The organism is Stenotrophomonas sp. Steno-Z2 (assembly GCF_056393235.1).
Genome location: NZ_JBWJOY010000001.1, coordinates 1,010,920 through 1,034,701 on the forward strand (window position 1 = coordinate 1,010,920; position 23,782 = coordinate 1,034,701).

23 protein-coding genes are annotated in these 23,782 nt (G+C 70.6%); 7 read left to right on the forward strand and 16 right to left on the reverse strand.

What is annotated here, in order from left to right:
* Positions 1-67: 67 nt before the first annotated feature.
* The 4 genes from tatC to AC06FP_RS04405 form a co-directional block, all read right to left on the reverse strand.
* Positions 68-811: a twin-arginine translocase subunit TatC gene (gene tatC, locus AC06FP_RS04390; protein ID WP_456117545.1), complete on the reverse strand. Its 744-nt coding sequence runs from the start codon at positions 809-811 to the stop codon at positions 68-70.
* Positions 808-1,224, reverse strand: coding sequence for a Sec-independent protein translocase protein TatB (gene tatB, locus AC06FP_RS04395; protein ID WP_478074634.1), 417 nt, complete (start codon positions 1,222-1,224; stop codon positions 808-810). Before tatB ends, tatC begins: the two co-directional genes overlap by 4 nt.
* Before the next feature lie 16 nt (positions 1,225-1,240).
* Complete coding sequence (tatA, locus tag AC06FP_RS04400; RefSeq protein ID WP_456117547.1) at positions 1,241-1,468, reverse strand: Sec-independent protein translocase subunit TatA; 228 nt, start codon at positions 1,466-1,468, stop codon at positions 1,241-1,243.
* A 75-nt stretch (positions 1,469-1,543) separates the two neighbouring features.
* A complete protein-coding gene (locus tag AC06FP_RS04405) occupies positions 1,544-2,440 on the reverse strand; it encodes a lipid-binding SYLF domain-containing protein (protein WP_478074635.1) in 897 nt (298 codons plus the stop codon).
* Positions 2,441-2,815: 375 nt separating this feature from the next.
* Between AC06FP_RS04405 and hemH the strand changes: the two genes are divergently transcribed.
* Together hemH and AC06FP_RS04415 are read left to right on the forward strand one after the other, a co-directional pair.
* The gene (hemH, locus tag AC06FP_RS04410) at positions 2,816-3,778 is read left to right on the forward strand and encodes a ferrochelatase (protein ID WP_478074636.1); all 963 of its coding nucleotides are present in this window, start codon (positions 2,816-2,818) and stop codon (positions 3,776-3,778) included.
* Complete coding sequence (locus AC06FP_RS04415; protein ID WP_478074637.1) at positions 3,775-4,623, forward strand: alpha/beta fold hydrolase; 849 nt, start codon at positions 3,775-3,777, stop codon at positions 4,621-4,623. The genes hemH and AC06FP_RS04415 overlap by 4 nt, the downstream gene beginning before the upstream one ends.
* A 345-nt stretch (positions 4,624-4,968) precedes the next feature.
* Here the strand turns inward: AC06FP_RS04415 and AC06FP_RS04420 are convergent, their stop codons facing one another.
* The 3 genes from AC06FP_RS04420 to ttcA all read right to left on the reverse strand — a co-directional run bounded on the left by AC06FP_RS04420 (position 4,969) and on the right by ttcA (position 7,774).
* Positions 4,969-5,757 carry a M48 family metallopeptidase gene (locus tag AC06FP_RS04420; RefSeq protein ID WP_478074638.1) on the reverse strand — a complete coding sequence of 263 codons (789 nt, stop codon included), beginning with the start codon at positions 5,755-5,757 and terminating at the stop codon, positions 4,969-4,971.
* A gap of 52 nt (positions 5,758-5,809) precedes the next feature.
* A complete protein-coding gene (locus AC06FP_RS04425) occupies positions 5,810-6,718 on the reverse strand; it encodes a recombination-associated protein RdgC (protein ID WP_478074639.1) in 909 nt (302 codons plus the stop codon).
* Positions 6,719-6,844: 126 nt separating this feature from the next.
* Positions 6,845-7,774, reverse strand: a complete 930-nt coding sequence (gene ttcA / locus AC06FP_RS04430; protein WP_478074640.1) for a tRNA 2-thiocytidine(32) synthetase TtcA — start codon at positions 7,772-7,774, stop codon at positions 6,845-6,847.
* Between the two features lie 68 nt (positions 7,775-7,842).
* Here ttcA and AC06FP_RS04435 point away from each other — a divergent pair, with 68 nt between their 5' ends.
* Entirely contained in the window at positions 7,843-8,046 is a 204-nt protein-coding gene (locus AC06FP_RS04435) for a YdcH family protein (RefSeq protein ID WP_478074754.1), read from the forward strand.
* 25 nt (positions 8,047-8,071) lie between these two features.
* Here AC06FP_RS04435 and AC06FP_RS04440 read toward each other — a convergent pair whose 3' ends face one another.
* The 5 genes from AC06FP_RS04440 to AC06FP_RS04460 form a co-directional block, all read right to left on the reverse strand.
* Positions 8,072-8,299 carry a hypothetical protein gene (locus AC06FP_RS04440; protein ID WP_478074641.1) on the reverse strand — a complete coding sequence of 76 codons (228 nt, stop codon included), beginning with the start codon at positions 8,297-8,299 and terminating at the stop codon, positions 8,072-8,074.
* Positions 8,300-8,333: 34 nt separating this feature from the next.
* Positions 8,334-10,949 carry a glycerol-3-phosphate 1-O-acyltransferase PlsB gene (gene plsB, locus AC06FP_RS04445; protein ID WP_478074642.1) on the reverse strand — a complete coding sequence of 872 codons (2,616 nt, stop codon included), beginning with the start codon at positions 10,947-10,949 and terminating at the stop codon, positions 8,334-8,336.
* Complete coding sequence (locus AC06FP_RS04450) at positions 10,949-11,914, reverse strand: hypothetical protein (protein ID WP_478074643.1); 966 nt, start codon at positions 11,912-11,914, stop codon at positions 10,949-10,951. Before AC06FP_RS04450 ends, plsB begins: the two co-directional genes overlap by 1 nt.
* A gap of 332 nt (positions 11,915-12,246) precedes the next feature.
* Complete coding sequence (gene pyrF, locus AC06FP_RS04455) at positions 12,247-12,966, reverse strand: orotidine-5'-phosphate decarboxylase (protein ID WP_478074644.1); 720 nt, start codon at positions 12,964-12,966, stop codon at positions 12,247-12,249.
* Entirely contained in the window at positions 12,963-13,877 is a 915-nt protein-coding gene (locus tag AC06FP_RS04460; protein WP_478074645.1) for a 5'-nucleotidase, lipoprotein e(P4) family, read from the reverse strand. The genes pyrF and AC06FP_RS04460 overlap by 4 nt, the downstream gene beginning before the upstream one ends.
* A 170-nt stretch (positions 13,878-14,047) precedes the next feature.
* On the opposite strand from AC06FP_RS04460, the gene AC06FP_RS04465 reads away from it, so the two are divergent.
* Complete coding sequence (locus AC06FP_RS04465) at positions 14,048-14,707, forward strand: YceH family protein (RefSeq protein ID WP_456117562.1); 660 nt, start codon at positions 14,048-14,050, stop codon at positions 14,705-14,707.
* A gap of 148 nt (positions 14,708-14,855) precedes the next feature.
* On the opposite strand, the gene AC06FP_RS04470 is transcribed toward AC06FP_RS04465, so the two are convergent.
* Complete coding sequence (locus AC06FP_RS04470; RefSeq protein ID WP_478074646.1) at positions 14,856-15,374, reverse strand: GNAT family N-acetyltransferase; 519 nt, start codon at positions 15,372-15,374, stop codon at positions 14,856-14,858.
* 108 nt (positions 15,375-15,482) lie between these two features.
* Between AC06FP_RS04470 and AC06FP_RS04475 the strand changes: the two genes are divergently transcribed.
* Positions 15,483-16,223: an SEL1-like repeat protein gene (locus AC06FP_RS04475; protein WP_478074647.1), complete on the forward strand. Its 741-nt coding sequence runs from the start codon at positions 15,483-15,485 to the stop codon at positions 16,221-16,223.
* Between the two features lie 27 nt (positions 16,224-16,250).
* Here AC06FP_RS04475 and AC06FP_RS04480 read toward each other — a convergent pair whose 3' ends face one another.
* Positions 16,251-18,233, reverse strand: coding sequence for a UvrD-helicase domain-containing protein (locus AC06FP_RS04480; protein WP_478074755.1), 1,983 nt, complete (start codon positions 18,231-18,233; stop codon positions 16,251-16,253).
* Between the two features lie 74 nt (positions 18,234-18,307).
* Here AC06FP_RS04480 and AC06FP_RS04485 point away from each other — a divergent pair, with 74 nt between their 5' ends.
* Complete coding sequence (locus tag AC06FP_RS04485) at positions 18,308-18,928, forward strand: thymidine kinase (RefSeq protein ID WP_456117565.1); 621 nt, start codon at positions 18,308-18,310, stop codon at positions 18,926-18,928.
* A 90-nt stretch (positions 18,929-19,018) separates the two neighbouring features.
* Here AC06FP_RS04485 and AC06FP_RS04490 read toward each other — a convergent pair whose 3' ends face one another.
* Positions 19,019-20,722: a serine hydrolase domain-containing protein gene (locus tag AC06FP_RS04490; RefSeq protein ID WP_478074648.1), complete on the reverse strand. Its 1,704-nt coding sequence runs from the start codon at positions 20,720-20,722 to the stop codon at positions 19,019-19,021.
* A gap of 8 nt (positions 20,723-20,730) precedes the next feature.
* Positions 20,731-22,662 (reverse strand): M61 family metallopeptidase, encoded by a 1,932-nt coding sequence (locus AC06FP_RS04495; protein WP_478074649.1) that lies wholly within the window; start codon positions 22,660-22,662, stop codon positions 20,731-20,733.
* A 29-nt stretch (positions 22,663-22,691) separates the two neighbouring features.
* On the opposite strand from AC06FP_RS04495, the gene AC06FP_RS04500 reads away from it, so the two are divergent.
* The gene (locus AC06FP_RS04500; RefSeq protein WP_478074650.1) at positions 22,692-23,537 is read left to right on the forward strand and encodes a helix-turn-helix domain-containing protein; all 846 of its coding nucleotides are present in this window, start codon (positions 22,692-22,694) and stop codon (positions 23,535-23,537) included.
* The last annotated feature ends 245 nt before the right edge of the window (positions 23,538-23,782 follow it).

The following is a 23,782-nucleotide window of genomic DNA, read 5'->3' on the forward strand; positions in this document are numbered from 1 at the left end:
GTGGCGCTTTGGATTTCAATCATCAACGGCAACCGGACCTGCCGGCGAACCCCGTCCATGATGCGGCTCAGGACGTGACGTCTCTTTCACGGTCGCGCGGCTGCAGCCAGCGCGCGGCGTGGATGCCCAGCTCGTAGAGCACGCACATCGGGATGGCCAGCATCAGCTGCGAAACCACGTCCGGCGGGGTCAGCACCGCCGCCAGCACGAAGATGCCGACGATCGCGTAGCCGCGGCCCTCGCGCAGCTGTTGCGGCGTCACCCAGCCCAGCAGCACCAGGATCACCATCGCCACCGGCAGCTCGAAGCTGGCGCCGAAGGCGAAGAAGATCGCCAGCACGAAATCCAGGTAGGCATTGGCGTCCGGGGTGATGGCGATCACCTCCGGGCGGAAGGTGGTCAGGAAGTGGAACACCGCCGGCAGCACCAGGAAATAGGCGAACGCGCAGCCGATGTAGAACAGCGCCACGGCCGAGGCGAGCAGCGGCACGGCCAGGCGCTTCTCGCGCGCGTACAGGCCCGGCGCCACGAACGCCCAGGCCTGGTAAAGCAGCCAGGGCACGGCGATGAACACGGCGGTGAAGAAGGTCAGCTTGAGCGGCGCGAAGAACGCCCCGGCCGGATTGGTCGCGATCATCGACTGCCCCGCGGGCAGCTGCGAGACCAGGGGCGTGGCCAGGTGGTTGTAGAGCGTGCGCGCGAACGGCAGCAGCGCCAGCAGCACCACGCCCAGCCCCAGCAGGCCGCGCACCAGGCGCGCGCGCAGTTCGATCAGGTGCTCGATCAGCGGGCTTTCGGTGAAGTCGCTCATGGCGCGCGCTCCTGCGGTTCCGGCGGCGCCGCTTCCGGTGCCGGGTCCGCGCCGGCGGCCGGTGCCGGCAGGGCGTCCGCCGCCGCTTCGGCTTCGGCCACCGCCTGCACGGGCCCGGCGGGCGCATCGACCTCGCGGCGCAGCGCATCGACGTCACCCTGCAGCCCGGTGGCGCCTTCCTGCAGGTCGCGTCCGGCCTGCTGTACCGACTGGCGCACATTGCGCAGGTTGCGCTGCAGTTCTTCGGCCTGCAGCTCGCGCTCGAGCTCCTGCCTGACCGAATCCCACTGATTGCGGGCACGGCGCACCCACAGCCCGGCGAAGCGCGCCGCCTTGGGCAACCGCTCCGGGCCCAGTACCACCAGCGCCACCACCGCGATCAGCAGCAGTTCGCCGAAGCCGATATCGAACACGCCTGGAACCTTCGGTTCAGCGCGTCTCGCGGTCGCGCTCGGCCTGCGTGTCGCGGCTGGATTCGCGCTCGCGCGACTCGTCGTTCAGGCGTGCCGGCGGCGCGTCGTCCTCGCGCATGCCCTTCTTGAATTCCTTGACCGCGCTGCCCAGATCCTTGGCGCCGCTCGTCAGCCGCTTGGTGCCGAACACCAGCACGACGATGACCAGCACGATCAACCAATGCCAGATGCTGAAACTGCCCATGATCCGCTCGCGTTATTCGGTGTGGAGGCCGGTGAGCATAACGCACCCGGCCCCGCCGGACGCCCCTGCCGAAGGTCAGTTGCCGCCGTCCAGCGACTCGGTGCGGATTTCGCCTTCGGATACCGGCTGGAAACCCTGCTGCGGCGCGGGCTCGGCGGTGGCCGGCTGCAGCGGCTGGGTGGTGGCCTCCACGCCCTGCTGCGGAGTGCCGGGCACGGTGACCGGCTGCGCGCGCGGCGCCGACGAGGCCACCGCTGCGGCGGCGCCCTGGGTGCCGCGCTTCTCGCGCGCGGCGTAGGTGGATTCCTCCAGGCGGTCGCGGAAGGCGACCACGTCGCTGGACGGCGCCGCATTCAGGCGGCCCTCAAGGATCATGCGCGGCGTGGTGCCCTGGCCGTAGGCATCGAGGTTGGCGGCATCGTCGATGGACAGCACCGCGCCATCCAGCGCCACGCCGGCGAACAGGCCGCGCGCGCGCGACCACGACCAGATCTCGGCCTTGAGCTGGCCGTCGGTGGCGGCGGCGGCGCTGCGCCCGACCGGGCCGGCGGCCACGCCGGCATCGGCGCCCAGGGTGAACTTGCCGTTGACGATGTTGTCCAGGCTGCGGTCGTTGCGGAACACCAGGATCACGTCGGAGGACTGCACGCCGGCCTGGAAGCCGATGCTGCCGCCGGTGAGCTTGACGAACACCGGGTTGGACCAGCTGCCATCGGCCGTCTTGACCGACATCAGGCCGTGGCCGCGGCGGCCGCCGAGCACCAGGCCGGCCTTGATCGTGTCGGGAATGACGATGATCGCGCGGCCCTCGTCGAGCAGCTTGTCGGGGATGGCCTGCTCGGGAATCTCCTGGATTTCGCCGAGCACGCGCACGGCATTGCGGGCGCGCTGGTCCTCCTGCGGCCCGGCCACGGCATTGGAGGACAACAGGCTGGCGGACAGCAGCAGGGCGATGAACGGCAGGCGGCGCATGGCGGACTCCACAGGTCGATGCACGGAAAGATACGACAAGGTGCCGAGATTGGAAGCGGGGCGATGAACGGGCGAGGAACGAGCCCGGAGGACCGGGGAACGGAAGCGTGGCGGAGGCAACGGCGAAAGCCGCGCCCTGGGCCGCGATCCCCGCGCAGGCGGAGATCGTGCTCTTCGGGAATGAGTGACGAGAGCAGGGCGTGGGAAAAAGCAGGGGCGATCCCCGCCTGCGCGGGGATGACGACCCCGCTTTTGCCGGAGATGGCAGCCATGGCTCTGGGCTTCGCCGTCGCCTCTCCCGTTTCCAGCTCCCCTTTGTTCAACCCACCTCGCGCTCCTCCCCACTCGTTCCCGCACTTCAGCCACAATGCACGCATGTCCGACGCACCCACCACCGCTCTGCTCGCGGTAAACCTAGGCACGCCCGAGACACCCACCGCCCCGGCGGTACGTCGCTACCTGGCCGAGTTCCTCGGCGACCCGCGCGTGGTCTCGATCCCGCCGCTGCTGTGGAAGCCGCTGCTGTACGGCCTGATCCTGCCGCTGCGCGGCGGACGCTCGGCGCACAAGTACGCGCAGGTCTGGCTGCCGGAAGGCTCGCCGCTGGCGGTATACACCCGCCGCCTGGCCGCCAACATCGCCCGCGAGCTGCCGCACTGGCAGGTGCGCGAGGCCATGCGCTACGGCCAGCCGGCGCTGCTGCCGGCGCTGGACGCGCTGGCCGCCGCGGGCAATACGCGCATCGTGGTGCTGCCGCTGTACCCGCAGTATTCGACCACCACCACCGCCTCGGTCGAGGACCTGGTGCGGCAGTGGCAGGCACGCCACCGCGACGTGGACGTGCGCCTGGTCCGCGACTACGCCGACGACCCGCGGTGGGCGGCGGCGGTGGCCGGTTCGATCCGCGATTACTGGCAGCAGCACGGCCGCGGCGACCGGCTGGTGTTCTCCTTCCACGGCATCCCGCAGCGGCTGGCCGATGCCGGCGATCCCTATCCGCAGCGTTGCGAAGCCAGCGCAAGGGCGATCGCCGCGGCGCTGGAACTGGGCGACGGCGACTGGCAGCTGGCCTACCAGTCGCGCTTCGGCCGCGAGCGCTGGCTGCAGCCCTACGCCGAGCCGACGCTGTGGGCGCTGGCCGAAGGCGGGGCGAAGACCCTCGACGTGGTCTGCCCCGGCTTCGCCACCGACTGCCTGGAAACGCTGGAAGAGGTGGCGATGGGCTTCACCGCCACCGTCGCCGAGCGCGGCGCCCGCCTGCGCTACATCCCCTGCCTGAACGACGCGCCCGCCCACGCCCGCGCGCTGGCCGCGCTGGCGACCGCGCAGACCGCATGACCACGCCGTTCGAACTGGACGCCGGCGGCCTGCGCGTCGCCGGGCTGCGCACCGGCAGCAGCAGTGGACTGCCGGTGCTGGCCCTGCACGGCTGGCTCGACAACGCGGCCAGCTTCGTCCCGCTGGCGGCCCGGTTGCCGGAGCTGGACTGGGCGCTGGTCGACCTGCCCGGCCACGGCCTGAGCGCCCCCCTGCCCGCCGACGCGGCCTACACCACGCCGCAGGCGATCGTGCAGGTGCTGGCGATCATGGATGCGCTGGGCTGGGAGCGCTGCGTGCTGCTGGGCCACTCGATGGGCGCGGCCATCGCCAGCCTGGTGGCGGCCGTGGCACCGCAGCGGGCGCAGGCGCTGGTCGCCATCGAGGCACTGGGCGGGCTCGCCGCCCCGGCCGGGGAAACCGTGGCCCGGTTGCGCGCGCACCTGGCGGCGCTGGCCGCGTTCAGCGACAAGCAGCTGCGCGTGTTCGCCGACCTGGCCGCGCCGGTACGCGCGCGCATGCTGGCCAACCAGCTGGGCGAGGATTCGGCGCGGCTGCTGGTCGAACGCGGCGTGCGCCCGGTCGAGGGCGGCTGGAGCTGGCGCAGCGATCCGCGACTGATGCTGCCCACGGCGGTGCGCATGACCGAGGACCAGGTGCGCGACGTGCTGGCCGCCATCCAGTGCCCGGCGCAGGTGATCTATGCCACGCCGGCGCAGGCGTATTTTCCGGAGCCGGAACGCAGTCAGCGCGCGGCGTTGCTGGCGCGGGGCCGCCTGCACACCCTGCCCGGCCATCATCACCTGCACATGGACCAGCCCGAAGCGGTGGCGGCGGTGGTCCGCGACTTCATCCGCGGCCTTTAGCACCGGGCAGGTATCGGCGCGATGCCACTCTTTTGCAGGAGCGGCTTCATCCGCGATGGGGCTTTTCTGGGAAGACTTCATCGCGGCTGAAGCCGCTCCTGCCGTTTGCGGAAGAGCTGCCGCGGCCGCCTTGAACCGCCGGCCATCCCCGCGAGCGCGCGGCGCTGCCGCGCCATGCCCTGTACGTGGACCAGCCCGACGCGATAGCGGCCGTGGTCCGCGACTTCCGCCCTCTCCGTGCAGCACAAGGCAAGCACCCACGCCGATGCCACTCTTGTGTGCAGGAGCGGCTTCAGCCGCGATAGGGGCTTTCCCGGGAAGGCTTCATCGCGGCTGAAGCCGCTCCTACGGGTTGGCGAGCAGTTGCCGCAGGGTCGCCTTGAGCCGGCGCCCTTCCTCGCGCAGGTAGTCGCGCTCCTGCCGCCAGTGCGGGAAACGCGCCTCCACGTCGGCCCAGAAGGCCGGCGAATGGTTGGCCTGCAGCAGATGGCACAGCTCATGGACCAGCACATACTCGAACGCCGCGGGCCGCGCCAGCGCCAGCGCCAGGTCCAGCGCCATCGACCCGTCCGGCGCCAGCGAGCCCCATTGCGAGGACATCACCTTCAAGCGCAGCCGTGCCGGCGCGCGCGGCAGCCCCGCCAGGTAGGCCGGCAGCCAGCGCCCGGTGTCCGCGCGCATCTGCGCTTCGTAGAACTCGCGCAGCACGCGGCGCAGTGACGCCTCGCCGGCCCGCGCCGGCAGCTGGATGCAGGCGCCTTCGGCATCCACCTCGATGCGGGTGAAACGGCCCTCCTGCCAGCGCACCGGCAGCAGCGCCCCGCGCAGCGGCAGCACGCCGGGCTCGCGCAACGCCAGCGCCGGGGCCAGCAGGCCGTCGCCATCGAAACGCGCCAGCTGCTGCTGCAGCCATTGCCGGTTGGCCTGCAGGAAGCGCTCGCCGGACACCAGGCTGGCGCGCAGCGGCATGGTCAGCCGCGCGCCGCGTTCGTCGACGCTGAGCTTGAGCCGGCGCGCGCGCGGGTCGCGCACGCGCAGCACGTCGATCTCGGCATCGTCCAGGCGCAGCCGCACGGTGTCGCGCTGGATGCTGGGCGCGGCGGGGGCGATCAGGCGGCGGAACAGGTTGGCCATGTGCCCAGCATAGTCCCTGCCCGTTCGCCGGGCAGGTAGGTGGATTGCCTGTTCAGCTGTCGGCCTTGCTCAGCTTGAACGCCTGCTCCAGCAGCAGGAACAGGCGTCGGATCTCGCCGCTCTGCAGGGCGAAGCGCGCGTCGAGTTCGGCGCGGCGGCCTTCCTCGTCGATGTGCTCGAGCTGGTCCAGCGCGCCGTCGAGGAACTTGAGCTTGCGCACGATCAGGTCGTCGCCGAGCACGAAGGACAGGTTGTCCTCGAACACCAGCGCCAGCTTGGTGACCTGCTTGCCGGCGTCCAGGTGCTTGTCGATCTCGTCGCAGCGCAGTTCCTGGTGCTGGCACTTGACCACCGCGCCGCCCTCGGCCGGGTCCTTCATCTCGCACTCTTCGCCCAGGCTCAGGCCCTCGGGCAGCGGCTCGCCGGCGATCCATGCGGTCAGGATCGCGCGCGGCGCCACTTCGGCATTCAGCGGCATCGCCGGGAAGCTGCCGAGCATGCCGCGGATGTCGCTCATCACGTTCTCGCCGGTCTTGCGGCTGGAACTGTCCACCGCGACGTAACCGTGCTGCAGGTCGAGGAAGGCGTCGGTGCGCGAGCTCTTGACGAAGGCGCGCGGCAGCAGCTCGTGCAGCAGGTCGTCCTTCAGCCGCTTGCGCTCGCGGCCGCCGGGCTTGCGGCCTTCCTTCTCCTCGATTTCCTCCAGCCTGCGCGCCAGCAGGTCGTTGACCACCGCGCCGGGCAGGATCTTCTCCTCGCCGCCGACGGTGAGCCACAGCGCATCGCCGATGCGGTGCGAGAACTGCTCCTTCTCCTCGCGCCCGAACGGCGAGATGAAGCCGCGCGAGCTCATTTCCAGCGCGCCGACCGGCTTGAGCGCGACGTGCGGCAGCAGGGTATCGACCTCGGAGAAGTCGACGGAGGTGGGAAAGCGGAACAGGGTGAGATTCTTGAAGAACATCGGGGATCCGGGAACTGGGAAGGGGGATGCGGGTTTTTCCCTTCTCCCGCCGGGAGAAGGTGCCCGAAGGGCGGATGAGGGGCGGACGAAGCCATGGATGCCGGAGGCATCAGGACGCCATCGTCCTCACCCCAACCCCTCTCCCGATGGGAGGGGGGCTTCTGGTTCTTCCTGCTTCTCGCCGCCGGCGAGCCAGGCATGCGCGTCCGGCAGCGGCGCGTCGTCGCGGCGGCCGAGCGCCAGGAAGTCGAACAGTTTCGGGTCGGCCATCTGCGAGGGGCGGATGTCGCCCATGGCGCGCGAGATCTGCTCGATGCGGCCGGGGTGCTCCTTTTCCCACTGCTTCATCATCAGCCCGACCTGCTTGCGCTGCAGGTTTTCCTGGCTGCCGCACAGGTTGCACGGGATGATCGGGAACCGGCGCGCGGCCGCGTACTCGACGATGTCGCTCTCGCGCACGTAGGCCAGCGGCCGGATCACCACGTGCCTGCCGTCGTCGCTGCGCAGCTTGGGCGGCATGCCGGAGATCTTGGCGTGGTGGAACAGGTTCATGAAGAACGTGGCCACCATGTCGTCGCGGTGGTGGCCCAGCGCGATCTTGGTGAAGCCGTTGGCCTCGGCGTAGCTGTACAGCGAACCGCGGCGCATGCGCGAGCACAGCGAACACATGGTCTTGCCTTCCGGGATCACCCGGCTGACCACCGAATAGGTGTCCTGCTCGATGATGTGGTACGGCACGCCGATGCCGGCCAGGTATTCCGGCAGCACGTGCTCGGGGAAACCCGGCTGCTTCTGGTCCAGGTTCACCGCCACCAGCTCGAACGGCACCGGCGCCTTCTTCTGCAGCTGCAGCAGGATGTCCAGCAGGGTGTAGCTGTCCTTGCCGCCGGACAGGCAGACCATGACCTTGTCGCCGGCCTCGATCATGCCGAAGTCGGCGATGGCCTGGCCGACCTGGCGGCGCAGGCGCTTGGCGAGCTTGTGGTGTTCGCGTTCGGCCACGCGCGGATCGCGGGCGCGCGGCGCGGGATCGGGAAGGGGAATGACGGCACTCATCGCGTGCATTCTACCGGCTTGGCGGCGCCCCCTCGCGGCCGCCGTCGCAGCCTGTATGCTCGATGTCCATGGAAACCATGACGCCCGCCGAGATCAGCCAGCGCACCGCCGAACTGCGGGCCGAGCACCGCAGCCTGGACGAGCGCATCGCCCGGCTGGCGGCCAACCCGGACGACGAGCTGGAAGCCAAGCGCCTGAAGAAGCGCAAGCTGCAGCTCAAGGACTGCATCGCCAGGCTGGAAAGCATGCTGATTCCGGACGAGCCGGCCTGAATTCCAGCGCCGGCACGGCCGCCGCTCAGTGCACGTGGCGGTCGATGACCCGGCTGGCTTCCAGCAACGACGCGCCGCATTGCCGGCGGTAGGCCCGGGTCGCGGCGATCTTCCGCCCGCTCCGCAGCAGCGCCTTCGCTTCGTCCGAAAGCGCCGGCAAGGCGGAAACATCGCGCGGCTTCCGGCGCATGGCGTGCACCGCCGCGAGCATGCAGGCGGCCGCCACTGCCACGAAGAACGCTGCCTGCCACATCGCCTTGCCCTCCGTTGCCCGGTGCCGGGGCGCGTCAGCCCGCCGCCGGCTCCTCCGGCTTCACCGCTTCCGGGCTCACCCGCTCGATGGTGTGGCGCAGTTCGCGGCCGAGGATGAACTTGGCGTCCTTGGCCCAGGCGTCGAGGCGGTCGTCGAACAGCAGCTTGCTGTTCTCGTCCGGCCAGACCAGGCGCAGTTCGCGCATCTTCTGGATGAAGCCGCGGAACAGGGTCTTGTCGAAGAACTCCGGTGCGGCCGGGGCGTAGAGCAGGCTCAGGCGCTGCGCGGCCTGCTGGCACAGGCTCTCCAGTTCCGCCGCGCCGAGCACGCCGGGGCCGTTCTTCACCAGCACCGAGATGGCGATGTAGTAGCGCTCGAACGCCTGCTGCAGCGAATGGCCGATGGCGCGCAGGCGGAACACCTCGTCGGTCTGGCCGGTGCTGCGCGCGAGCATGCCGCCCTCGTCCTCGCCCACCTGCTGTAGCAGCCCTTCGCGCACGAACACGTTGATGGTCTGCTCGATGCGCGCGGCGAATTCGTCCTCGGTCCACGGCAGGAACAGTTCCTGCTGCAGGAACGGGTACAGGCCGCGGCCCAGCCGCAGCAGGCCGGCGCGGCTCATGCGGCGGTTGTTCTGGAAGCAGCAGGCCACCCACGAGGACGCAGTGAACAGGTGCAGCACGTTGTTGCGGAAATAGCTCAGCAGCACCGCGGTGTCGCCGCTGACGCTGAGCACGTCGCCCAGCGGGTGCTTGACGCGGGTAAGGACGTTGATTTCCTCGGCGTGGGCGATGATGCGCTCCGGCGAATGCGGGGTGACCGTCACCCGGTCCGAATACGGCAGCTCGACCAGCAGCTTCTTGCACAGCTCGATCTGCGCGATCAGGTCGGCCTCGCCCATCGCATGCTTGGGCGTGGACAGCAGCGCCAGCGCCAGCAGGTTGATCGGGTTGACGTCGGCGGCGGCATTGACGTGCACGTTGATGCTCTGCGCCAGCGTATCGACGGTCTTCATCAGCCAGGCCGGCTTCTCGTCCTCGGGCACCGGCTGGCCGTCCCACTCGGGCGCATGCTCGGCCAGCACGTCGTTCAGCGCGATCGGCTCGCCGAAGTTCACCACCACCTGGCCGTAGTTCTGCTTGAGCACCTTGGGGATGCCCCACAGCAGCGCCCAGATCGATTCCTTTTCCTTCGGCCGGCCGGACAGTTCGTCCAGGTAGCTGTTGCCCTCCATCAGCTTCTCGTAGCCGATGTAGATGGGCTGGAACAGCACCGGCTTGCGCGGCTGGCGCAGGAAGGCGCGCAGCGTCATCGAGATCACGCCGCCCTTGGGCTGCAGCAGGCGGCCGGTGCGAGAGCGCCCGCCCTCGACGAAGTACTCGATGGAATAGCCGCCGGAGACCAGCTGCGCCATGTATTCGGAGAACACCGCCGAATACAGCGGATTGCCGCGGAAACTGCGCCTTGCGAAGAACGCGCCGCCCTTGCGCAGCAGGGTTCCGACCACCGGCAGGTTGAGGTTGATGCCGGCGAAGATATGCGGCGGCACGATGCCGCGGTCGTACAGCAGGTAGCTCAGCAGCAGGTAGTCCATGTGGCTGCGGTGGCTGGGCACGTAGACGATTTCGTGTCCGGGCGCGGCTTCCTTGAACTTGTCCAGGTGGTGGACCAGCACGCCGGCGTAGATGCGGTTCCAGACATGGCTGAGCAGGAAGCTGGCCGAGCGCACCACCGGGGTGGAATAGTCGGCGGCGATTTCCCAGGCGTAGGCCTGCGCCTTCTTCCAGGCGTCGGTGGGCCTGGAATTGTCGCGCTTGGCCTGGGCGGCGATGGCCTCGCGCACCGGCTCGGCCTCCAGCACCTTGTCCACCAGCAGGCGGCGGGTGGACAGGTCCGGGCCGATGATCGATTCGCGGATGCGGCGGAAGTGCGCGCGCAGCACGCGCTGCAGCTTGCGCACGGTGCGCTCGGGCTCCAGCCCCTCCTGCACGGTTTCGCGCAGCGAAATCGGCGCGGCGAAACGCACGATGCTGTCGCGGCCGTTGAGCAGCACCGCCAGCAGGCGGCGGAAGCGGCCGACCAGCGCCCAGTTTTCCGAGAACAGCACGGCGAACCAGCCGCTCTGCTTGTCCGGGGCGCGGCCGACGAAGATCGACACCGGCACCAGCTGCACGTCCAGCGCCGGGTTGGCGCGGTGCGCCTGCAGCAGCCGGGCCAGCGAATCGGAATGGGTGCGGGCGCCGCGCTGCTCGGGGATCAGCGCGTTGTTGCTGGAACGCCGCGACAGCGCGACGTAGGCGCGCTTGCGCCCGGTCGGGTCGCCGGCCAGCGGCACCAGCGGCGACGGCAGGCCGGCGTCGCGGCAGGCCTTGTCCAGGATCAGCGCGTTGGACAGGCCGTAGTCCTCGAGCACGTAGACCACCGGCTGCGCCGGGTCGTGCTGCAGCTGCTCGGGCTCGATCTTCAGGCCCAGCCACGGCTCGATCAGGCGGCCGAGCAGGCGCGCCCACAGCGGGCGCCGGCCCTGGCGCGCGGGCGGACGGCCGGACGGGGCCGGCGGCAGGGGGGCGGCGGCCGGGGCGCTGGCCTCGCCCGACGGCAGGAGTTCGCCCTGTTCGGGCCGGGAGTTCTGTTTCGACATCGGCGACATTATGGCTTAGCCGCCGGCGCCGGGCGGGTTCCGGCGTCATCGCCGGCATCGGCCGGGGCGGCCTGGCCTTCCCCGGGCGCCGCCGCGGCCGCGCGCGCGGCGGCCAGCACGGCGTCCGCCTCGGCCAGGGTGCGGGCCAGGTACCAGCGCCCCTGGCGGCGCTCCAGCGCCACCTGCAGGTCGATGTCCTGGCCAGCCAGCGGGTATTGCACGTGCACGACGGCGCGGTCGCCGTCCTGGCGGGCCAGGCCGGTGCGCAGCTGGGCGATGCTGTCGTCCAGCGACAACCCGTAGCCGGCCAGTACCTGCTTGGAGGCGGCGACGAACGGCGCCAGCCGCTGCAGGCTGCCGGTCATGCCCGCCTGCTGCAGGGCGGCGTCGCTATCCAGCCCGGTGGCACGTGCGGCGGTGGTCAGGGTGGCGATGGCGGAGCCGGCCAGTTTGGGATCGGACAGCGGCGCGGCCTGCGCCCAGGCGCTGAGCGCCTTGACCAGCTGCACGTAGTGGGCGCGTTCGTCGTCGCTGTAGTCGCCCTGGTGGCTGATGTACTGCTCGCCGAACAGGCCCAGCGAGTGCGCGGCCTGGCGCACGCTGGCCGCCTGCCCGGCGAGCTGCGCCTTGAACGCGCGCTGCAGCCGGGTTTCGGCATCGGGCGCGGACAGCGTGGCCAGCAGCGCCGGCAGCTTGTCGTGCAGGGGCAGTTCGTCCAGCGGCCAGCGGCTGTGGCCCTGCGCCCAGGCCGCTTCCAGTTCGGCGTACTGCGCCGGCGGCACCGCCGCGCGGGCGTAGCCGGCCAGGTCGTTGTCGTGCAGGTGCTGGACCAGCTGGCGCACGGCGGCAGCCGGCTCGGTGGCGGCGCCGGGCAGGGGTTCCTGCGGCCGGCGGCAGCCGGCGGCAAGCACTGCCACGGCGCACAAGGACAGGAACACGAGATGCGAGCGGCTGCGAGATGAACGGCGTGGCATGGCGTCGTTGGTCCTCCCCCGGGGCCGTCGCATCTTGCGGTCTGTCCGGTGACAGCGGCAAGCGTGCCCGGAGGATTGCAGAACTGTAGGAGCGACTTCAGTCGCGAAGAGGCTTTCCCGGTAAAGCCCCGTCGCGACTGAAGTCGCTCCTACGGGGCGGAGAAAGCCGCGCATAAAAAAAAGAGGCCGCCCCGTTGCCAGTGGCGAACCTCCTCAAACCGGCGGGGCCGGGGACATGTGACACATCGCCGGCATGGCCGGGACGCGCACAGCCTACGCGCCCGCTTCAGTTAATGCAATACTTCATGAATCAATGCGTAAGTTATTGATTTTCAACTGAAGAAATCCGCAATTTCGCACTGCATGGCCTGCGCCGCGGCGCGCGGGTCCGGTGCCAGCCGGATCGGACGGCCGACGACGATCGCGTCGGCGCCGTCGGCGAAGGCCTGCGCCACGCCGACCGTGCGCTGCTGGTCGTCGCCCACCGGGCCGCCGGGCCGGATGCCCGGGCAGACGATGGAGAAACCGGCGCCGGTGGCGGCGCGGATCGGCGCGGCCTCCTGGCCCGAGGCGATCACCCCGTCGATGCCGGCGCGCTGCGCGGCCAGCGCGCGCTCGACCACCACCGCCACCGGCTCGCGGTCGATGCCCATCTGCGCCAGGTCCGGGCGGCCCATCGAGGTCAGCACGGTGACCGCCAGCAGGCGCATGTCCGAGGCGTTGGCCGCGGCGGCGGCTTCCATCATCGCCGGGTGCCAGCCGTGGATGGTGCAGTAGCTTACCGGCCACTGCGACAGGCGGCGGATGACGCCGGCGATGGTGGCGGGAATATCGAAGAACTTCAGGTCCACGAACACGCGCTTGTCGCGCCGGGCCAGTTCGTCGAGCACGGCGAAGTACTCGCCCGAGGCCAGCAGTTCCATGCCGATCTTGTAGAACGACACGGCGTCGCCGAGCCGCTCCACCCAGTCGATGGCTTCGGCGCGCCCCGGCACGTCCAGCGCGAAGATCAGGCGCTCGTCGGTGCGCAGCGGCAGCGGGCCGCGGCTCATCGCGCCGGCTCCAGCGCCGCGCGCTTGCGGGCCCGGCGCTGCTCCTCGGACAGGCCATGGGCGTTGCCGACCGCCGCCGATTCATAGCCGCCGTAGGTCGGGCCGGGCAGCATGAACCAGCGTTCGCCGATCCAGCCGTCATGCCCGGACAGCAGCGCATCGCGATCGGCGTCGTCATTGCTGCGCGGCTGGCCGAAATCGGTGATCTGGTCGCCCACCTGCATCAGCACGCGGTAGTGGCTGGCGACCTTGATCCGGCGGCAGCCCTTGTCGTCGCCGGTGCGGGTGCAGCCGGGCAGGTCCATGCCCTTGCCGAGGTAAACGCCGTCGTCGGCGACCGGGAAGCCCACCGCGCGCAGGTTTTCCAGCGTGTCCGCCTTCATCTGTTCGGTGCGGTTGGAGATGTAGAGGAGCGTCACGCCGCGCGCGCTGGCCGCCCTGGCGAACTCCAGCGCGCCGGGCACCGGCCGGGCCTTCTTCTCGGCCACCCATGCGGCCCAGTCCGCTTCCTTGTACGACGTGTCGTCGAGCACGCCGCGCGCCTGGAAGGGCGAATTGTCGAGCACGGTCTCGTCGATATCGACGATCACCGCCGGCTTCAGGCCGGGCTTCTGCAGTTCGGCGCCTTCGCCGGGCAGCAGCGCGGTCCATTGCGGGTCGGCCAGGGCGCGATCCAGCGTCGCCGCCGCCATGCGCCAGGTCTGCAGGGTCAGGGCGCGGTACTCCTGCGCCTTCTGCACCCACAGCACCGCATTGAGGTTGTCGTTGGCGGGCACGGCCTCGACGGCAACCGGTGCCTCGACAGCCGTACCCGGGCCGGCGGGTTCGCCGTGGACCAGCGGCCGGGAGGTGCTGCACGCGGCCAGCGACAACAACGCGGCGAGCAGGAGGGAGTTGGGGATTCGGGACATGGGCACGGCTACCGGATAGAGCGAAAACCCGGCAAGTTTACCGGCTCCCCGCCCGGCCCGCCCCGGCGGGGGCCTGCGGCGATGCCGTGTTCCGGCGTAATCCTGCGCCGGCTTCGGTCCCTTCCCCGCTCGGCTATGCTTGCGCCCCCTCGCGCGACCGGATGCCGACGATGACCGATGCCCCCACCCCCTCGCCCGTTCCCGTGCTCGACGCCGCGCAGATGCGGGTGCTCGGCTGCCTGGTCGAGAAGGAAGCGACCACGCCCGAGACTTACCCGCTGACCGTCAACGCCGCGCAGACCGCCGCCAACCAGAAGACCGCACGCGAACCGGTGATGAACCTGGACGCCGGCACCGTGCAGCACGCGCTGCGCCAGCTGGAGGCGATGGGCCTGGCACGCCAGCACTTCTCCGCGCGCGCCGAGCGCTACGAGCACCTGCTCGGCGGCAGGCTGGACCTGCCGCGGCAGCAGGTCGCGCTGCTGGGCCTGCTGTTGCTGCGCGGCCCGCAGACCGCCGGCGAGCTGGCCACGCGCAGCGAGCGGATGGCGAAGTTCGCCGACGCCGAAGACCTGCGCCACCAGCTCGGGCGCCTGATCCAGCGCGGACTGGCGGTGCAGCTGCCGCGCGCCGCCGGCCAGCGCGAGGACCGCTACATGCACCTGCTCGGCGGCCCGGTGGACGTGGACGCCCTGGCCGCGCAATACCGCGCGCCCGCCGGCGCGGCCGCGGACAACGGCGCGCTGGAAGAGCGCGTGCAGCAGCTCGAGGCCAGCGTGGCGGCGCTGCAGGAGCAGCTGGCGCAGCTGCAGTCCCGGCTGGACGATTGATCCAGCGTAGCTGCGGGGCTTGCCCCGCAGCACGTTGTCGGTGAAGCCCCGGCGAGGAGCAAGCCCCTCGCCTGCGCAGCAGTGCATGTCGCGGTCATGCCGCCGGCATGCGCGTTCCGGCGCCCAAGCGTCGGAGGTTTGAACCGGACTACCCGATTGCGGGCTCGTTGAGGAAAAGCAGCAGCTCCTCGTCCTTGCCGGGCAGGCGCACGCTGCCGTTGGCCTGGAAGCCCAGCTTGCGCAGCAGCGCCGTCGAACGCTCGTTGCCCGGCGTCACGATCGCGCACAGCGCGCCGAGCCCCAGCGTTTCCCGCGCATGGCGCAGCACCGCCCGCGCGGCCTCCAGCGCATAGCCGTGGCCGGCATGGCGTTCCAGCAGGGCATAGCCGACATCCACGTGCGGCAGCGCGGCGCGGTGCACCAGCCCGGCATTGCCCAGCCAGGCGCCGTCGCTGCGCCGCTCGACCGCGTACATGCCAAAGCCGTGCTGCCCGTAACTCACCAGCGGCCCATTGCGGATGTAGTCGCGCGCCTGCGCCAGCGTGCGCACGCCGCGATCGCCGATGTAGCGATGGAAGCCCGGCTCGTTGAGCAGCTCCAACATCGCCGCGGCATCGCCGTCGTCGTCGCGCAGCAGGCGCAGGCGCAGTCGTTCGGTTTCGATCATGGTCTTCCCGCCTCTATCGATCCATGCCCGGCCATGGAGCCCCATGCAGCTGATGGCACTGCAAGGGCATACTCCACCCTGCCCATCATGGTGACAAGGAGAAGGCCCATGACGACACCCAGATCGCTGCCACTTGCGCTCTGCATCCCCTTCGCCGCCACTGCGCTGGCCAGCGACGTCCCGCCCCATGCCGCGGGACTGACCGGCGAAGACGTGACGATCGTCAGCACCGAATCGTTCCTCACGGCCCATCCCGACCAGCTCTATCGGCTGAAAGCGCAGGGTGCGCTCCATGAGGGCGACGCGGTGGCGGCAAGGCGGCACTTCACCCTCGCGTCGCGTTATGCGGACAAGCTCTCCCAGGCCATGCTGGCGCAGATGTGGTGGGACGGCAAAGGGGGCGAGACCGATCGCGCGCTCGCCTATGTCTGGATGGATCTTGCCGCCGAGCGCCGCACCCCGCTCTTCCTCGCCGAGCGCGAACGCTTCTGGAACGCGCTGGATACGGCGCAGCGGCAGCGGGCGCTGGCCATCGGCAAGGCCATCTTCGACGAGTACGCCGATGACGTGGCCCAGCCTCGGCTGGAACGCGAGATGCGCAAGGCGCAGCTGGCAACGGTGGGCTCCCGCATCGCGCATCGCTCCGGAAAAATGGACGTGTGCATCGGCACATCCTGGATCACCATGGATCACCAGTTCGTCTGCAATGAGCGGATCAGCGCCCACCGCTACTACCAGGCCCGTTTCTGGGAGCCCGCGCAGTACTGGGCATGGCAGGAGCAGGTCCTGCGGGTCACCACGGGGCTGCCCGATGTGGAAGTCGGGCAGCCATCCACCGTCACACCCTGATCGGCCGCTCGTCGGGCCGATCCGGATTCAGTCGAACAGCGCCTGGATCGCCGCCAGCCCGGCCTGCGCGCGTTCCTTCTTGTTCGCGGCGTCGGCCACCGGGTCGGCGCCGTCGCGCTGGATCTCGGCCGCCGGCAGTTCGTCGAAGAAGCGGCTGGGCTTGAGCCGCACGTGTTCGCCGAACTTGCGGGTCAGGCGGCTGTAGCTCATCCACAGCTGGATCTTGGCGCGGGTGATGCCCACGTACAGCAGGCGCCGTTCCTCCTGCAGGTTGCCCTCGTCGAGGCTGACCTGGTGCGGCAGCACGCCGTCCTCGCAGCCGACGATGAACACGTACGGGAACTCCAGGCCCTTGGAGGCGTGCAGGGTCATCATCCGCACCTGGTTGCCGCCGTCGTCCTTGTCGTTGCGCGAGATCAGCGCCAGCTGCGCGGCCATGTCGACGGCGCTGGCGCCGCGCGGGCCGTTCTCGAACCACGAAGCCAGTTCCTCGAGGTTGGCGGCGCGGCGCTCGTAGCCGGCGGTGTCCTTGGCCTGGTGGCGCAGTTCGGCCAGCAGGCCCGAATCCCTGGACACGCGCCGCACCAGGTCGCCGGAGGACATCTGCCGCATGTCCATGCGCAGCGCGCGCAGGATGTCGGTGAACCGGCTCAGGCTGTTGGCCGCGCGCGGCGGCAGCTGCGCCAGCGCGCCCATCGCCTCGGCGGCCTGCGCCATCGACATGCCCTTCTCCGACGCCAGTTCGGCCAGCCTGGCCAGGGTGCCGGCGCCGACGTCGCGCTTGGGCGCCTGCACCGCGCGCATGAAGGCGGTGTCGTCGTCCGGGTTCACCAGCAGCCGCAGCCAGGCCAGGGTGTCCTTCACTTCCTGCCGTTCCAGGAACACGGTGCCGCCGGTCAGGTGGTACGGCACGCCGACCATCTGCAGCGCCTTTTCCAGCGGCCGGCTCTGGAAGTTGCCGCGGAACAGGATGCAGAAATCGCTCCACGGCACGCGCCGGCTGGTGGCGATGAACTGGATCTCGGCGGCCACCTTTTCCGCCTCGTGCTCGCTGTTGCGGCATTCCCACACGCGGATGCGCTCGCCATCGGCCTGGTCGGACCACAGCGTCTTCAGGTGTTCGTGCGGGTTGTGCGCGATCAGCGCATTGGCTGCGCGCAGCACGCGGTTGGAGCAGCGGTAGTTCTGCTCCAGCTTGATGATCTGCAGCGATGGATACTCCACCGCCATGTTCTGCAGGTTCTCGGGGTTGGCGCCGCGCCAGGCGTAGATCGACTGGTCGTCGTCGCCCACGCAGGTGAAATTGCCGGCCGGGCCGGCCAGCTGCTTGAGCAGGCGGTACTGCGCGTCGTTGGTGTCCTGGCATTCGTCCACCAGCAGGTAGCCGATGCGTTCGCGCCAGGCCAGCGCGATGTCCGGGTTCTCTTCCAGCACCTGCACCGGCAGGCGGATCAGGTCGTCGAAGTCGACCGCGTTGAAGGCGGTCAGCCGCGCCTGGTACAGCGCGTAGACCGTCGCCGCGTCCTTCTCGCGGTTGCTGCGCGCGGCCGCCATCGCCTGCTCCGGCGACAGGCCGGCGTTCTTGGCCCGCGAGATCAGGTTCTTCATGTCCTCGATGTCGTCGGGCTTGGCGTTGCTGCCGCCGAGCAGGTCCTTGACCTGCGCCGCCGCGTCGTCGGCGTCGAAGATCGAGAAACCGCGCTTCAGGCCCACCGCGGCGTGCTCGATCTGCATGAACTTCAGCCCCAGCGCGTGGAAGGTGCAGATGGTCACCTCCTCGGCCTGCCCGCCACGCAGGCGCTTGGCCACGCGCTCGCGCATTTCCTTGGCCGACTTGTTGGTGAAGGTGATCGCGGCGATGCGGCGGGCGCTGTAGCGGCCGCAGTCGATCAGGTGGGCGATCTTCTCCACGATCACGCGGGTCTTGCCGCTGCCGGCGCCGGCCAGCACCAGCAGGGGGCCTTCGGTGTGCAGCACCGCCGCGCGTTGGGGGGGATTGAGGGAGTCCAGCATGGGGTCGGGTCTGTCGCAGGGCGGCAGTGTAAGCCATCGGCCGTTGCGGTCGGCGCACGCTAAAATGCGCCATGGCCAAGCTCTACTTCTACTACTCGGCGATGAACGCCGGGAAGACCACCACCCTGCTGCAGTCGGCGCACAACTACCGCGAGCGCGGCATGCGGGTGGCGATCCTGACCCCGCGCCTGGACCACCGCGCCGGCAGCGGCGTGGTCGCCTCGCGGATCGGGCTGCAGGCCGAGGCCACCGCCTTCGACCCTGCCACCGACCTGCAGCAGCTGGTCGAGCGCGACATGGCCGCGCATGGGCGGCTGGGCTGCGTGCTGGTGGACGAGGCGCAGTTCCTGAGCAAGGCGCAGGTGTGGCAGCTGAGCGAGGTGGTCGACCAGCTGCGCATCCCGGTGCTGTGCTACGGCCTGCGCACCGATTTCCGCGGCGAGCTGTTCGAGGGCAGCCAGTACCTGCTGGCCTGGGCCGACGAGATGCAGGAGATCAAGACCATCTGCCACAGCGGCAAGAAGGCGACCATGACCGTGCGCGTGGACGAGAACGGCTTCGCCGTGCAGGACGGCCCGCAGGTGGAGATCGGCGGCAACGAGCGCTACGTGTCGGTCAGCCGCGCCGAGTTCAAGAAGATCACCCGCGGCGAGGGCCGCATCGAGCCGATGCAGGCGCCGCTGCCGCTGTAGCGCCGGCGGCCATCGGCGGACGGCCGCCCCCCGGCCACGCCCGCAGCCTGGGCCGGGCGGCCCCCCTGCCGCCGGCGCCGCCAGGAAGCTTCAGGTCGTTGCCTTCGCCAGCCGTTGCAGGCGCAGGCTGCGCCAGGTCGGTGTTTCCGGCCGGAAATCGACGGCCTCGCCATCGCTGGCGAAGAACAGCCCCGGCTCGGTTTCCACCACCAGGCGGATGCCGTTGATGTACAGGTAGCCGCGCCGCCGCTCGACCGTCACGTCGAAGGCCGGGCGCCCCCACTGGAAGACCCGGTAGCGGCCTTCGAAACGCTTCCAGTGGCTGGCATCCGGGCCTTCCGGGTCCTCCGGCCCTTCATTGAAGTCCAGGCTGGCTTCGCCCTCGAAGCACTCCAGGTGCGCGGGCTGGCCGGGGCTGGCGGCATGGAAGCGGTAGGCCGCCAGCTCCCCGTCGGCGGCGGGCACGAGGAAATCGTCGGGCGAAACGGCGAGCAGCGGCCCATGGGTGTCGTTGCCGGTGCCCTCGAACACCAGGCCGCCGGGCTGCAGGCGGATGTCCGCCTTCACGTTCCGGCCCACGTAGCTGCCGACCAGTTGACGGTGCAGTACCGCCGTCGGGCGGATCGAGGCGACGTCCCGCGCCGGCAGGCGCGGCTGCCGCGCGCCATAGCGCAGCGACAACGCGCCGTCGAGCAGGCGCCGGCCGAAACGGTAGGGCGCCGAGACCGGGCGGTTGAACATCGCGGTCCAGGCCAGATCGGCGTCCGGGCAATAGGCGAATACGCAGCCGAACCCGAATCCGCCGCCCTGGTGGCTGTACATCCGCAGCGGCGTCTGCCCATGGCGCAGCTCGGCGCGGATCACGCCCAGCCCGTAATCGCCGCCGAGGCCGAATCCGTGCATTTCCTCCCAGAGCTGCGGATCGAGCAGGGCCGTACCCGCCCGCCTGCCGCGGCCCAGCAGGAATGCCGCGTAGGCCGCCATGTCGCGGGCGCTGGTGTAGACGCCGCCGGAAGCCAGCAGCGGCGTCACCGCGGGCACGCGGTCATGGCCGGCCTCGTGGCCCAGCGCGCGGTTGCGCCGCGTCGTGTAGACGTCCGCGGCGGCGGTGCTGTCGTCCATCCCCAGCGGGGCGAACAGCTTGCTGCGCAGCCATTCCGCATAGGCCACGCCGGTCCGCTCCTGCAGGATCGACGCGGCCAGGTCGTAGCCCAGGTTGGAGTAGCGGTAGCGCTCGCCGACCGGGCAGCGCAGCCAGGTATCGGAAATGCTGTCCACGTGCGCCTGGAAACCGGGGGAGTCCGGTTCGTAGTTGTTGCCGACGGGCGCCTCGTGGGTGAAGCCGGCGCGGTGGCTCAGCAGCATCCGCAGCGTCATCCGCTCCTGCGGCCGCGCCTCGAAACGGCTGCGCACCGAAAAGCCCGGCAGGTAGCGGGTAACCGGCGCATCCAGGTCCAGCAGGCCATCCTGGACGGCGAGCAGCACGGCCACGGCGGTGAAGTTCTTGGAGGTGGACTGGATGCTGAAGATCGTCCGTTCGTCCACCGCTGCCGGCCCGCTGCCGCCGGTCGTGCCGAAGCCTTCGATCCAGGCCGGCCGGCCGCCGTGGAGCAGGCAGACCGCCACGCCCGGTATGTCGTGCGCGGCCATCGCCGCCACGATTCCCGCGCGCTCGTAGCGGATCAAGGCGTCAAGTCCACCACCGGCGGCCGGCGGGGTGGAGGCGACCGCCATGGGCAGGGCACCTGCGGCCGTGGCCGCGGCGGCCTGGGCCAGGAAGGAACGCCTGTTCATCGAGACTGTCATGGGAAAGATCTTTCCTTGTTCGGGCCGGAGCGGGGAACGGACGGCGGCACCTGCGGGGCCAGCACACCGGACAGCAGGTCCGGGCGCGAAGGATCGCGGCGCAGATGCGGCACCCGCAGCCCTTCCCGCCAGGGAACCGGCAACGTACGCACCACGTCGCCGTACGCCACCTGCAGTTCCACCGGCGCCACCGGCGACAGGCGCAGGCCATCGCGCAGCGCCGCCAGCGACCACGGCGCCGGGCCGACCCGGGTGATGCGCATGCCGGGCCCGATCCGGAGCGCCGCCGCCGGCGAACCCGGCAGCACGTCCTGCACCCTGCCCGCGCCATCCACCCGCAGGCCCAGCGAGGTCATGAAATCGTAGGACGCGTTCGCCGCCTCGACATCATCGATGAAGGGGTTGGGGCGATCGTCGTAAGCCACGCTCCAACCGCTTGCGAGCAGGCCGCCCAGCGGCGGTTCCGGGCGGATCTCATCGATGCGCGCATGCAGGAACTGCTCCCAGTCCAGGTCCTCCACCGCGCGCAGCGACCGCACGATGTCCTCACGCGCGTAGGTCCGCGTACCGTCGGCACCCGGCGCGCGCGCGAAGAACCGGCGGCAGAAGTCGTCCAGCGAGCGTTGCCCATGGCTGCGCTGGCGGATCAGCACGTCGGCCTCCAGCCAGACCAGCAGCATTTCGTTGTAATAGTCGCTGCCGCGGCGGACCGCCGTGCCTTCCGGCGGCGCTTCGCCATAGGCGGGCGTGGCGACGGCGGTATCGGCCAGGCTGCGCCAGGCGCGGCCAGGCCGCTCCTGGCCGATCTGCGCGGCGACGTAGGCCAGGTAGTTCCCCACCTGCTGCGGCGTCGCCAGGCCGCTGCGGGCCGGCAGGACCACGTCGCCGTAGTAGCGGGTCAATCCTTCGTAGAACCACAGCAGTCCGTCGCGCATGGGCTGCTGGAAGTTGCGGCCTGCCTGCTCCGCCGGGCGTACCGCCTTGCCGTTCCAGGCGTGGAAGAATTCATGCGACAGCACGCTCCACTGCACGCGCTGGCGCGCATCGCGGAAGAAGCCGGACGCGGCGCGGACATCCGCAGACTCCAGGTGCTCCAGCCCGTCGTGCGTCAACAGGTCGCTGAGCGCAACCAGCCAGGCGTAGCCGTCGCCCGGGAGCGCATCCTCGCCGAACAGGTGGAATGTTTCGCCGACCAGGCGCCGCAGCGCCTCCTGCACCGGCAGCCCGATCCGCGCGTCGGCCGGGTTGTCGGCGGCGACGCTGATGCGCACGTTCGCGCGGCGCCCGGCCGGCAGCGGCAGGGAGTGCAGGAACTGCCCGGCCAGCATCGGCGAATCGACAAGCCGGGCCAGGCTCACGGCCGGCAACGACAGCGCGCCGTCGCGCTGCATCCGCGCCGGCAGCGCGCCATCGGCCGTCCATCCCGGGGGCAGCCTCACGCTGGCCTGGACCTGCAGGTCCTGGGCGCCGGCATCGGCCGGATACAGCAGCAGGTGGTTGAACAGCACCCATTGCAGATGCGGCGTCATGTTGGGGGCCTTGCCGAAGCCGTTGCCGAACGGCGCCGAGGGCGACAGATAGTCGAAGCGGACATCGAGGCTGTCGCTGCCGGCGGGCACCTCCACCCGGAAGACGAAGGGATCGAGCGGATCGCGCCGCCAGGCCAGCGGCCTGCCGCCGGCTTCCATCCGCAGGTTGACCAGCTGGGTGATCGGGCCGCTGGCCCGGTGCTCCCCCGGCAGCCACCTGGGATAGGCGAGCGCCAGCGGCCCCGGGCGGACCGGAACGACGAGCTGCGCATGTTGCACACCGGCCATCACTTCGCGCGCATCGACCTCCAGCCTCATCGGCGGCGGCGCCCATCCCGCGGCGCCCGCCACGGACACCGGCAGCAGCAGGAGCGGGGCGAGGAACCAGGGCCGGGCCACGGCGGCACGCGGCGTCGATCCACGGGGGCATGCGCGGGTGCGGGAAAACATCGGACAAGGGTCCATGGCCTGGGCAATGCACGTTAATCGCCCGTCCGCGCGCGCGCTTGAACACGATTGACCTGGCCCGTGCGGGCTTCCACCATGCGCGGATGGCCTGTGAATGCACCGTCGCCACGATCGCCGGACGCCTGCGGCATCGCCCCGGCGAGACGCTGGGCCGTCATCGCCATGACTGCGGTTTCGCTGCGCTGGTACTCAGCGGCAGTTACATCGAGGCCGGCGACCGCGGCCGCATGCGCGTGGCCGCGGGCGACGTCATCCTGCATGGTCCCTACGAATCCCACCTCAACACCGTTGCCCGCGGCGGCGCCGAAGTCCTCGTCCTGCCATGGAGCGGCGCCATCGCATCGCCACTGGGAAGCGTCGACGATGCCGACGCCATCGCCCGGCTGGCGGACCGGGACATCCACCGGGCATCGGCGCTGCTCAGGGCCGGACTGCGGACCTCACCGGTGAGCGCGGACGACTGGCCGGACCGCCTGGCCGCGGAGCTGCGGCGCGACCCCAACCTGGGCCTCAAGGAATGGGCCGGGCAGGCGGGGCTTCGGCCGGAAACCATCAGCCGCGGATTCCGCCAGGCGTTCGGCATCACCGCGGTGGAGTTCCGCATGCGCAGCCGGCTGCTGAAGGCGCTTGCCGGCATGGCGGAACACAGCCCGCTGGCGGCGATCGCACTGGATTCGGGTTTCGCCGACCAGGCCCATTTCAGCCGCAGCTTCCGCGACCTGACCGGCATGACGCCGCGGCGCTGGCTGGCCTTGCGGACGTCGGCGACGCGGCGACGCAGCCCGGGTTCACCGGAAGAAGCCTGATCGTCCGGCCCGGAGCCGCTGCACCCGGACTACCGTCGCCGCGCGGCCATCGCCCCGCGCTCGCGGGAGGCGACCTCGTTGTTCCCCCCGCCGCGACAGGCGGGCGCAGGCGGCAATCCGCCTGCGTTCATCGGAGCCGCCGTCTTCCTTCCGCTCCTTCACCGGCAGGCCAATGCAGCGCGGGCGGATCCTTCCGGCCGAATCGCTCCCCTGCCGGTGGCCAGGCCTGCGCCTCGCCACCGGCG